A 10,518-nucleotide genomic window follows, 5' to 3' on the forward strand; every position below is an offset into this window, starting at 1 on the left:
GGGTCAACTCCGGCTCATGCGCAGAAGGATCGCACCCGCAAGGGTCAGCGCGGTTGAGGCGACCTTTTTCAGGTCGAGCCTTTCGTTTAGGAAGGTCACGCCGATGATCAGTGCAAAGATGATCGAACACTCGCGCAAGGCAGTGACCAACGCGATGGGCGCTTGGGTGAAAGCCCAGACAACCAGAACATAGGCGGTGAATGAGGCCGCGCCGCCAAGGACCGCCAGCCGCCAAAGGCTGGCTGCCCGCCGCAACAACCCCTGTCGCGCAACCCGCGCCACCAGGGCAAAGCCCAGCGCATTCGCCGCCGTCAGCGTGCCGAAGAAGCCCAGTGCTGTTCCCGCAATGCGCGCGCCTTGCCCGTCGACGATGGAATAGGCGGCGATGAACAACCCAGTGATCAGCGCCAGCCCTGCAGCAGCCATGTTGAAATTGCCATCCGCGCGCCGCACCAGCGCGATCGAGGCGATCCCGACCGAGATCATTGCCATCGCCAATAGCTCGGCCTGGCTGAACGTAACCCCAAAGAACAGCGCCGTACCAAGCGCAACCAAGAGCGGCGAGGCACCGCGTGCGATCGGGTAGACCTGGGTCAGGTCGCCGATCTTGTAGGCCTGAATCAGAAACAGCTGATAGCCCAGATGCAGCCCGATGCCTGCCAGCAGGTAGGGCCAGCACGTCCAATCGAGCGGCTGGGCAAACGGCAGAAGAAGGAGGCCGGACAACCCCTGCCCCATCACCACAGCCGTCATCGCGGCGCTTTTGTCCGACCCACCCTTGACCAACGCGTTCCACGTGGCGTGCAGCAGCGCTGCCAGCATTACCACCAGAAAGACAAACCCGCTCATTCCGCAGCCTCCTTTGACGTGATCCGCGCGTCAGCCTCGCGGCGCAGTTTGCGGACCAGTTCAAGCTCGGACTGGAAATCCACGTAATGCGGCAGCTTGATGTGTTCGAGAAAACCGGTCGCCTGAATGTTGTCCGCGTGGCTCAGAACAAATTCTTCATCCTGCGCAGGCGCGCCCAGATAGTCTTCGCCCAGTTCCTTCCACCGCAGCGCGCGATCAACCAAAGCCATCGCGATGGCCTTTCGTTCGGATTGACCAAAGACCAGACCATAACCGCGCGTGAACTGAGGCGGCTCGGTTTTTGAACCCTTGAACTGGTTCACCGTCTCACACTCGGTCAGTTCGACCTCGCCGATATCGATGGTAAACCCCAACTCGGGGATGTCCATTTCAACCGCAACCTTGCCGATCCGCAATTCACCCACAAACGCGTGGTTGCGCGCGTAACCGCGTTGGGTGGAATAGGCCATGCCCAGCACGAAACCCTCATCTCCGCGTGTCAGCGATTGCAGGCGCAACGGGCGACTGGCAGGGAATTCCATCGGTTCGCGCGTCAGGTCGCCGGGGGTTTCATCACTTGCCGGTTCGTCCTGAATGAGGTCCTCGTCCTTCAGGAATTCGGTGATATGCGGCGTCGGTTCCTGTCGCGCAGGACCTTCCGGAGCATTCGGGACATCACCATCCGCGGCCAGTTTGAAATCCAGCAAACGGTGCGTATAGTCAAAAGTCGGCCCCAGAACCTGCCCTCCGGGCGCATCCTTGAACGTGGCCGAAATCCGGCGGTCGCAGGCCATCTCACCCGTTTCGACCGGATTAGAGTAGCCAAAACGCGGCAGCGTCGTGCGATAGGCGCGGATCAGAAAGATCGCCTCAATCAGGTCGCCCCGCGCCTGCTTGATCGCCAGCGCAGCCAGGTCGGGGTCATAAAGCGAACCTTCCGCCATGACCCGGTTCACTGCAAGGCTCAGCTGTTCCCGGATCTGCGCAAGGCTCAGTTCAGCCACATCGGTCGCACCCCGGCGCTCTTCGGCCAGCCAGGCATGGGCGTTCTCGATGGCTTTTTCGCCCCCTTTGACAGCAACATACATCGCTTAGGTCTCCGACGTGATCTGCGTGCTGCGGGGCAGGGCCGCAACCCTGTTGCCACAGGTAAAAAAGAAATCGCACCCCAGAGGATAGAGCATCGCATTCCCCTGAAGCGCCGGAACATCCGGCAGCGACAAGCACGCGGTCTTTTTGATGCCGGGGCCGCTCAGAACGGCACCGCACTGCTCTAGCCGGTCGCATTCCACAATCAGGGTTGCAGAACGATCCGGGTATTCCGGCGTTCCGATGCGATAGGCGTTAAGCGGTCCCAATGCGTCCCATGTGCCAACGGCAAAATCAGCCTTTGCTGCGGATACGAGCGGTGCGCCCGTGTGGAAAGTCAGCCAATTGCGGATTGCTTCGGTATCGGTGCCTCCGGCCAGATGAACCCTGGTCTCAGGGTCGCACAGCGTCAGCAGCAGTGTACCAGCCGCCACCGACAGGGGCGCAGGAGGTTCGCCGCCTGACAGGACGCGTATGTCGCCCGGGCGTGCCATGACGGTCATCGCAGCGCGGAACGCGTATGCGGCATCGACTGGTGCGTTTTGAAAGCCACCGGAAAACTGTGTTTGCACGGCCATCAATCTTCCCCCCGAACCAGCGTGAAAAACTCAACCTTGGTGGCCGCTGCCTTGGCCGCGCGTGTGCTTTTGACCGCCTGCATTTGTTGCTGAAGCGGGTCGAGCAGCCGCCTCTGCACCTCATCTGCCGCCGCGGTCTGCATCATCGCATCAATCAATGCTGCGGCTTCGGCCTTGGGTTTCGACCTGCCCTGAACATAACCGTGACCAACCGTTCCATCCTGCAACTCCACAGAACAGCGCGTGACCGTCATTTCGCCCATATTGAACGGCGCTCCAGTACCACCGGTGCGACCGCGCACCATCACGCTCCCGACCTCAGGGCGGCGCAGCCAGTCAAAGCTCGGGCGGGTCTCAATCCCATCCCACAAGGTCATCAGGGTGTCGTCAGGTGCACGGGCCAGCAAACCCATCCAATCCCTGCGCCCCTCGGCCGCGAATTCTGTCTGATCTGTCATCAAAGCCTCTTGGCCGAGTTGTCTATTTGAACTATACAACTAGACAAATATTAGCCTGCGTGCGCGCAACACGCAATCTCCAACTGTGTGAAGATTTGATGACATGAGCAAAACGCCGATCTGGAAAAGCATCGCCTTGCGCCTGACCTCGGACATTGCCGAAGGGCGGTATCAAACCAGTGACCGCCTGCCGACCGAAGCGCAGCTGGCCGCCAAATACGGTGTCAATCGCCACACAGTACGGCGCGCATTGGCCGACATGTCGGAACAAGGTCTGGTTCATGCCCGGCGCGGTGCGGGCGTTTTTGTGGCCGCGCGGCCAACCGACTATCCGATTGGCAAAAGGGTTCGATATCACAAGAACGTCTCGGCCAGCGGCAAGATACCGGGAAAGAAAATTCTGGCCCTGACGACACGCGCGGCAGATGAAGCCGAGGCCGAAGCACTGGGTCTGAGCAAAGGCGACCCGGTGCATGTCTATGACGGGTTATCGCTGGCGGATGGGCAGCCCATAGCCGTTTTTCAAAGCGTCTTCCCGGCAGAACGCTTTCCAAACCTGTTACAGGCGCTGACCGAGACCCAGTCAGTAACAAAAGCCCTGCAACGCAGCGGTATCGCGGACTACACCCGCATCTCGACCCGATTGACCGCGCGCGGCGCGACAGCAACGCAAGCCCTTCACCTGCAACTGTCTGAAGGTGCCCCGGTGCTGTTTTCGGTCGGCATCAACGCGGACCCGGACGGCAGACCCGTCGAATATGGCCGAACCGTATTTGCTGGTGAGCGTGTCACGCTGACGCTGAACGAAGAGTAAACCACAACCCCTGCCGCTCGACCTCGACCTCCTGCCGGGGGTCGCATCCCGTTGGGCATGGTGCGAAAATCGGTTCAGCTGCCTTTCGGGTCAGCATTATTCTGAATATGGGATGAACGGTAATGGAATAAGCTCTGTGACGCTTCTTCAAACGGTTGCGCCGCACTGAACCGAGCTGTTTTCTTGTCACTCCAAACCCGGTTCAGGGCAACAGGAACGGTTTGGGGTCGGGCGTGCGCGGCCAGCGCTTTTTACCCGCCTTACCCTCGATCAGACGACGGCGCAGCCAGCCCGAAAACCAATCCATCAGCATCACCATCAGAATGATCAGGATGATGTAATAGGCGACCTCTTCCCAGTCTTTCTGCGTGATGATTGCCTGCGTCAGCAGTAACCCAATGCCGCCGCCCGTGATTGCACCGATCACCGTCGCACTGCGGGTGTTGGATTCGAGGAAATACAAAAGCTGGCTCAGCAAAACGGGCGTAACCTGAGGGATAACGCCAAACCGATACCGTTGCGGGGCGTTTGCACCCGTGGACTGCACACCTTCGATCTGCTTCTGATCCACATTTTCCAACGCTTCCGAGAAGATCTTGCCGAATGTTCCGGTGTCCGTCACCAGAATGGCAAGCGCACCGGTCAACGGGCCGGGACCAAAGGCGCGAGCCAGAACCACAGTCCAGATCAACGCATCCACGCCGCGCACAAAGTCGAATACACGGCGCGTAGCAAAGCGGATGGATGTTATCCGGTTGAAATTGCGCGTCGCAAGGAAGGCCAATGGCAGGGCCACAATCGCCGCGCCAAACGTGCCCAGAAATGCCATCAGCATCGTCTCGAAGATGGCCCAGGCCACATCCTGATGGCGCCACATCTTGTTGGTCCAGAAATCATTAAAGATCGCACCCGCCTCGCCCGACACCGCGCGTCCGGCCAGTACCGGGAAGGACTTGCCAAAATAAGGACTGTCCAGCGTGAACCAGAACAATTCCCACCCTGTGAAATAGCGGAACACCTCGGACCGGTTGCGGGTGACAGTCAAACGACCTGCGTCCGTGGACACAGACAGCCGGTTCTTGGAGACGTTGATCCACTCAGGAACTTCGCCCTCCGGCAACTCCGCCTGTACACCGGCCGAACGCGTGGGTGTCGCGCGAATGGTGCCATAGCCGGGAATGTCATATTCCACCGTCTGCGCGCCGAAACGCACGACATGACCCTTTTCAAGGTCGATCACAGTCGTCTCGCCCAGTGCCACCCACTCCGGGGCCTGACCATCAGGATAAGCGCCCTTGCGCTCACCTTCGATGGCGGCAGAGACTTCACCGGTGCGATTATCCCGCGCGACATGCGTTTTGTAGCTATAGCTGTCAGCCACCAGCGTCTTGCCATTTGCCCAGTTTGCGCGCCCCACAAGGCCCGACACGTCAAAAGCAAAAAAGACATAGACCAAATAGACGAAAACCAGAGCAGGCAACCCGAAGTTCATCAGCCTCTTGCGGTTGAACAAGCGATCTGCTTCGGCTTTGAGGTCATCGACAGTCAGATTGGTTGCGAAGGTGCTCATGCCAAAGCTCCTTTTTCCGAGCCGTGGGTCAGACGGTCGCGCAGGTAGCCAGACAGCTGGTCGACGACCACGATTGTCACGAACAGAAGGATGAAGATGGCCGCGGCTTCGTCATAACGCCCCTGCCCCCAGGACATGGCATTGCGCAGCTCGTAACCCAAACCGCCCGCCCCAACAAATCCAAGAATGGCCGAGGCACGGATGTTGATCTCGAACCGCAGCAGCGCGTAGCTGACATAGTTCGGCCCGACCTGCGGGATCACCCCCAGATACATCCGCTGTGACCAATTGGCGCCCACGGAATGCAGCCCTTCTACCGGTTTCAGGGAGGCGTTCTCGTTCACCTCGGAAAACAGCTTGCCCAATGCGCCAGCAGTGTGAATAGCGATGGCGATCATCGCGGGAACCGGGCCACCGCCCAGAATGAAGATCAGAACCAACGCAATTACGATCTCGGGAATGGCGCGGCAGATGTCTGATATTCGGCGAAACAGCGGGATCAATGACGGCCACAGCGCCATGCCGCGTGTCGACATCAGGGCGAAAAACGTTCCGAAAATTGTGCCGACAAGCGTCGCCGCCGCCGCGATGTTGATTGTCTCGACCAGGGCTGGGAAGAACGAGACCAGATTGGCTGGCATTTCGGCAATCTTTTCCCCCGCTTCGGACAGAACCTCTGTGGGGTAATCAAGGATACGGTGCCAGCCATCGACAAAGCTGCCGGCATTCCGATTGTCGGCTGTGCGAAACCCTGCCGCCATCAACGACAGGAACAGGATCAGGAGGATACCACCATAGACCCGCTTGCGCCGTGTCATCGCTGTATAGTCGTTGCGGATCTGATCGACGGATAAGGACCCTGCGGTAAGGTCTGTCATGGAATGCTCCTGAAGGGAAAACGGGGTCCGGTACATCGCCAGACCCCGATCATTGGATATGCAGTCTTAGTTGGACTTCAGCTTGCGCGCTTCGATGATGACCTCGTAGGCCTCATGCGTGATAGGATCAAAGCTCTTGGCCTCACCCGCGGCCACGCCGTAGAAACATTCGCGGTCTTTTTCATCCAGCGTGTTCCACAGTTCGGTAACCTGAGCTTTGACATCCTCGGGCAGAGCCTTGCGCAGTACAACCGGACCTTCCGGGATCGGTGCCGATTTCCAGATCTCGACCAGATCGTTCATGTCGACCAGACCAGCATCCACAGCGCGGCGCAGTGCGCCCGACTGATAGCCGTCTTCCCACTCGCCGAGACCATCGGCCCAGGTCACACCGCCATCTACGTCACCGTTGTTCACCGCAACGATGGTCTGCTCGTGACCGCCGGTGAATTTCACCTCAGCAAAATAGTCACCCGACTCCATGGTTGCTCCGGTGGCCTGGGGAATCTCAATCGACGGGATCAGATAACCCGAGGTCGAATTCGGGTCGCCAAAGCCGAAAACCTTGCCCTTCATGTCCTCAAGTGAGGTGATGCCGCTGTCTTTGTGTGCAAACCCAACCGAGTAATAGCCGTAGCCGCCATCGGTGTTCACCTTGACCAGTACCGGCTCAACCGCGTCGGGGTCGCTCAGATAGGTTTTGGCATAGCCCGACGCACCCAGCCAGGCGACATCAATCGTGCCGCCCAGCAGCCCCTGAATCACTCCGTTATAGTCGGCAGGGGCAAACAGTTTGGTCGGAACGCCCAACAGTTCTTCGGTGTATTCGCGCAGACACTCGTTTTTGCTCATCCGGTCCTGAGCGTTCTCGCCACCCAGAATGCCGATGCGGAATTCGCTGATTTCTTCGGCCATGACCGGTGCAGCCAGTGTTGTGGATGCGACCAAGGCAGCAATCAGTTTTTTCATCTGTCTCTCTCCAGTTTGATAACCCCGGCCTCTCACCGGGCCGGGCGATGAAAGGGGTTGGGATGGCTCAGATGGTTGCTTCTGCTTCCATCAGCGCCTTTCGCGTGGCGTCGAGCGTTTCGATTTCCGTTGATGTCGCTTCTTCCGAGAAGCTGGCATCGGCGCCATAGATCTCGCGGGCGACGCCTGTGGTCAGTTGCTCGGGCAGCCCATCGAAGACGATGCGCCCGTCGCGCATCCCAACCACGCGGTCGCAATAGCGACGTGCTGTGTCCAGCGTGTGCAGGTTGGCGATGACGGTACGGCCATCTTCTTCGTGGATGCGGCGCAGCGCCTGCATCACCACCTGTGCATTCATCGGGTCCAGCGAGGCAATTGGTTCATCCGCCAGAATAATCCTCGGGTCCTGCATCAGCGCCCGCGCAATCGCCACGCGCTGTTGCTGGCCGCCCGACAAGGCCTCGGCCCGTTTCGGAGCGTGTTCCGCAATTCCCAACCGGTCCAGAATGTCGATGGCACGGTGAATTTCATCCATCGGGAACAGGTTGAACATAGCGGCCAGCGTCGAATGACGGTTGAGCGTGCCATGCAGCACGTTCGAAACCACATCCATTCGCGGCACCAGGTTGAACTGTTGGAAGATCATCGCGCAATCAGCCTGCCAGGCGCGTTTCTCACGGCCTTTCAGTTGGGTGATGTCCCGACCCTCAAACAGGATTTCGCCTTCGCTGGCATCCGTCAGGCGGTTAATCATCTGCAGCAGGGTGGACTTACCCGCGCCCGACCGTCCGATGATCCCGATCATGCATGGCCTGTCCACATCCAGCGTCGCGGCATTCACGGCAACATTGTCACCAAAGCGTTTGGTCAGTTTCTTGATACGCAGCACGTGCCACCCCCAATTCGTGTTGGCGGACTGCTACAGATGCCGTTCAAAGGATATGTGTCAGCGTAGTGAAAGTTTTGTAACGCCCCGGCGCGCGGGGGGGTATCCATCGCCCCGCCTCACGGGTATACGCATCCGCGACTCTTCAGCTGACACGAGGCCAATATGAGCTTTGACCGCACCATCAAGATCGCGCCGTCCATTCTGTCCGCCGACTTTGCCAATTTCGGGCAGGAAATTCAGGCCATCGAAGCGCAGGGCGCGGATTGGGTCCATGTTGACGTAATGGACGGCCATTTCGTCCCGAACCTGACCTTTGGCCCGCCAGCCGTCAAAGCGTTCCGCCCGCATGTGAAGACGGTCATGGACGTGCACCTGATGATCACGCCGGTCGATCCATACATCCAGGCCTACGCTGATGCAGGCGCCGACATTCTGACCGCGCATGTCGAGGCGGGGGCCCACACCCACCGAACGCTGCAAGCAATCCGCGCCGCAGGCATGAAGGCAGGCGTCGCCTTGAACCCGGGCACCCCGGCTGAGGCGGTCGAACACCTGCTGGACCTCACCGATCTGGTCTGCGTCATGACCGTGAACCCCGGCTTTGGTGGCCAGAAGTTCATCGACATGACCAGCAAGATCCGCAAATTGCGCCAGATGATCGGTGACCGCCCGGTGCATATCGAGATCGACGGCGGTGTTGATCCCCAGACAGCACCCCTTGTTGCCGCAGTGGGGGCTGATGTGCTGGTCGCAGGGTCGGCTGTCTTCAAGGGCGGTTCGGTGGATCAACCCGAGGTATACGGTCAGAACATCCGGGCCGTTCGGGCAGCGGCGGAAACCTCTCTGGGCTAAAACTGGCGTCCGTTTATTAGCACGCTGGAAATCACTTGTTTTAAAGCTCAGCCGGTTTCGACTAACGCAGAAACGGGCTGAGCTTTTTCAACCGCGCTTGCGGCAATGCCAAACGCTGAGCCAAATCAACATCCCCATCCAAAAGCGCGCGGCAAATCTCTCCCTCCAACTCATCTGCGATACGTAGCAACAAAAGGGCAGCTTCAGTGGCAGTTTCGGGTTGGCCGATAGCAGTTTTCGGGTGCAAATTATTTGTCGACATCTGTGGCATTATCTTCAGTCCCGGTTAGCCTCGCGATTGAGCTTACCCGTTCACGAACAACGGCACCGTTGACTTATCGTTGTTATATCGTTGAATTTTAACACAACGATGGAGGCCTGCATGAGGCAATGGGAATTAAATCCAGACGATGGCACACTTTCATCGGACCAGGGTAATTCCTCAGTGTCACTCAAAGCATCCGAAGTTCTGGCCTTTATGATTTCTCAGACAGGCGTCGTTCTGTCCAAGGAAGAAATTCTAGCGGCGGTCTGGCAGGATTTGAACGTGAACCCGGATCTGGTACGGGAATACATCTTTGAAATCCGAAAAGCGCTCGGCGATAGCGCCAAAAATCCGCTCTATCTAGAGACCGTGGGGCGACGTGGCTTCCGCCTATTAGGCGCGATATCCATAAAACCGGATGAAGAGCCAAGCTCAGGCAACGGAGTTCCAAATGGTCAACCGTCCTCTTTGCCGCCAGTAAAGTTCTGTCGTTCCTATGACGGAACATCCATAGCTCATACCGTTTCTGGTGAAGGTTATCCTTTGCTGATCTCAGGAAGCTGGATGACACATCTAGAGCAAGACTGGCAAAGCCCAGCTTTTGGCGACTATATTCGACACCTTTCACAACATTTCTCTGTCATCCGTTATGATCAGCGCGGAAATGGGATGTCTCAATGGAAAGATGTCGACATCAGCTTTGACCGCATGGTCGATGACATGGAAGTTGTCGTCGACGCCTACGGCTTTAAAAACGTGGCAGTTTTGGGATTGTCACAGGGTGCGTCCGTTTCGGTGGCATATGCTCTTCGACATCCCGAACGCATTTCCCACCTTATCCTCAGCGGGGGGTATCCGCGGGGACGCAGACAACGTGGAAATGAAGTTGAATTTGAAGAAAGCGAAGCCCTCGTAAAACTGATCCGTACCAGTTGGGGTAACGATAACCCGGCAATCCGCCAAATTTTGACAACGATGTTCATGCCGGATGCCACCAAAGAAGAAACACAATGGTTCAACGAATTTCAGAAGCTTTGCGGGCCAGCTGAAAATATTGCCCAATTTCGCGCGATGTTTGACGATATTAACGTAATCGATATGTTGCCGGATGTCACAGTACCGACTTTGGTGCTCCACAGTGATATGGACGCTGTGGCACCACTTTCTGAGGGGAAGCTGCTGGCCTCAGAAATCCCAAACGCGTCATTTGTCCAACTAGGTCATGTTGACAAATGGCGAAACCAAAGTCGGATGGACGTTATATCGATGAATCCCAGGAAGCTTTCTGCGGTCTTGTCGTAGCGGGT

Annotated in this window: 11 protein-coding genes and 2 pseudogenes; 3 read left to right on the forward strand and 10 right to left on the reverse strand. The window is 57.9% G+C overall.

The genetic code is table 11. The annotated features are described in order from the left end of the window. Positions 1–3: 3 nt before the first annotated feature. Genes ACR0ID_RS09950 through phnG form a run of 4 tightly spaced genes read right to left on the reverse strand, consistent with a single transcriptional unit; the run spans position 4 to position 2,974 of the window. Positions 4–849 carry an EamA family transporter gene (locus ACR0ID_RS09950; protein ID WP_480518659.1) on the reverse strand — a complete coding sequence of 282 codons (846 nt, stop codon included), beginning with the start codon at positions 847–849 and terminating at the stop codon, positions 4–6. Further along, entirely contained in the window at positions 846–1,937 is a 1,092-nt protein-coding gene (locus tag ACR0ID_RS09955) for a carbon-phosphorus lyase complex subunit (RefSeq protein ID WP_480605130.1), read from the reverse strand. The genes ACR0ID_RS09950 and ACR0ID_RS09955 overlap by 4 nt, the downstream gene beginning before the upstream one ends. Positions 1,938–1,940: 3 nt before the next feature. After that, a complete protein-coding gene (gene phnH / locus ACR0ID_RS09960) occupies positions 1,941–2,516 on the reverse strand; it encodes a phosphonate C-P lyase system protein PhnH (protein ID WP_480605132.1) in 576 nt (191 codons plus the stop codon). Next, a complete protein-coding gene (phnG, locus tag ACR0ID_RS09965; protein ID WP_480605134.1) occupies positions 2,516–2,974 on the reverse strand; it encodes a phosphonate C-P lyase system protein PhnG in 459 nt (152 codons plus the stop codon). The genes phnH and phnG overlap by 1 nt, the downstream gene beginning before the upstream one ends. Before the next feature lie 103 nt (positions 2,975–3,077). On the opposite strand from phnG, the gene phnF reads away from it, so the two are divergent. Next, positions 3,078–3,788, forward strand: coding sequence for a phosphonate metabolism transcriptional regulator PhnF (gene phnF, locus ACR0ID_RS09970; protein WP_480518651.1), 711 nt, complete (start codon positions 3,078–3,080; stop codon positions 3,786–3,788). A 202-nt stretch (positions 3,789–3,990) separates the two neighbouring features. Here phnF and phnE (ACR0ID_RS09975) read toward each other — a convergent pair whose 3' ends face one another. The 4 genes from phnE (ACR0ID_RS09975) to phnC form a co-directional block, all read right to left on the reverse strand. After that, positions 3,991–5,358, reverse strand: a complete 1,368-nt coding sequence (gene phnE / locus ACR0ID_RS09975; protein WP_480605136.1) for a phosphonate ABC transporter, permease protein PhnE — start codon at positions 5,356–5,358, stop codon at positions 3,991–3,993. Beyond that, positions 5,355–6,236: a phosphonate ABC transporter, permease protein PhnE gene (phnE, locus tag ACR0ID_RS09980; protein ID WP_480605138.1), complete on the reverse strand. Its 882-nt coding sequence runs from the start codon at positions 6,234–6,236 to the stop codon at positions 5,355–5,357. The genes phnE (ACR0ID_RS09975) and phnE (ACR0ID_RS09980) overlap by 4 nt, the downstream gene beginning before the upstream one ends. 66 nt (positions 6,237–6,302) lie before the next feature. Beyond that, entirely contained in the window at positions 6,303–7,205 is a 903-nt protein-coding gene (phnD, locus tag ACR0ID_RS09985) for a phosphonate ABC transporter substrate-binding protein (protein WP_480605140.1), read from the reverse strand. Positions 7,206–7,272: 67 nt separating this feature from the next. Further along, a complete protein-coding gene (gene phnC / locus ACR0ID_RS09990; protein WP_480605142.1) occupies positions 7,273–8,094 on the reverse strand; it encodes a phosphonate ABC transporter ATP-binding protein in 822 nt (273 codons plus the stop codon). Between the two features lie 162 nt (positions 8,095–8,256). On the opposite strand from phnC, the gene rpe reads away from it, so the two are divergent. Next, on the forward strand, positions 8,257–8,946 hold the full coding sequence (rpe, locus tag ACR0ID_RS09995; protein WP_480554578.1) for a ribulose-phosphate 3-epimerase: 690 nt from the start codon (positions 8,257–8,259) through the stop codon (positions 8,944–8,946). A gap of 61 nt (positions 8,947–9,007) precedes the next feature. Here the strand turns inward: rpe and ACR0ID_RS10000 are convergent, their stop codons facing one another. Further along, positions 9,008–9,208, reverse strand: coding sequence for a hypothetical protein (locus ACR0ID_RS10000; protein WP_480518643.1), 201 nt, complete (start codon positions 9,206–9,208; stop codon positions 9,008–9,010). Positions 9,209–9,328: 120 nt separating this feature from the next. On the opposite strand from ACR0ID_RS10000, the pseudogene ACR0ID_RS10005 reads away from it, so the two are divergent. Then, positions 9,329–10,420: pseudogene (locus ACR0ID_RS10005) on the forward strand (alpha/beta hydrolase); the annotation flags it as partial. A gap of 11 nt (positions 10,421–10,431) precedes the next feature. On the opposite strand, the pseudogene ACR0ID_RS10010 reads toward ACR0ID_RS10005, so the two are convergent. Next, a pseudogene (locus tag ACR0ID_RS10010) lies at positions 10,432–10,518 on the reverse strand (IS5/IS1182 family transposase); the annotation flags it as partial.

Source organism: Ruegeria sp. AL2 (assembly GCF_056540845.1).

Coding starts and splice junctions, on each gene's coding strand:
- phnE (WP_480605138.1), bottom strand. CDS start 6,236: ATGACAGACCTTACCGCAGGGTCCTTATCCGTCGATCAGATCCGCAAC.
- ACR0ID_RS09950 (WP_480518659.1), bottom strand. CDS start 849: ATGAGCGGGTTTGTCTTTCTGGTGGTAATGCTGGCAGCGCTGCTGCAC.
- phnF (WP_480518651.1), top strand. CDS start 3,078: ATGAGCAAAACGCCGATCTGGAAAAGCATCGCCTTGCGCCTGACCTCG.
- rpe (WP_480554578.1), top strand. CDS start 8,257: ATGAGCTTTGACCGCACCATCAAGATCGCGCCGTCCATTCTGTCCGCC.
- phnE (WP_480605136.1), bottom strand. CDS start 5,358: ATGAGCACCTTCGCAACCAATCTGACTGTCGATGACCTCAAAGCCGAA.
- phnG (WP_480605134.1), bottom strand. CDS start 2,974: ATGACAGATCAGACAGAATTCGCGGCCGAGGGGCGCAGGGATTGGATG.
- phnD (WP_480605140.1), bottom strand. CDS start 7,205: ATGAAAAAACTGATTGCTGCCTTGGTCGCATCCACAACACTGGCTGCA.
- ACR0ID_RS10000 (WP_480518643.1), bottom strand. CDS start 9,208: ATGTCGACAAATAATTTGCACCCGAAAACTGCTATCGGCCAACCCGAA.
- phnH (WP_480605132.1), bottom strand. CDS start 2,516: ATGGCCGTGCAAACACAGTTTTCCGGTGGCTTTCAAAACGCACCAGTC.
- ACR0ID_RS09955 (WP_480605130.1), bottom strand. CDS start 1,937: ATGTATGTTGCTGTCAAAGGGGGCGAAAAAGCCATCGAGAACGCCCAT.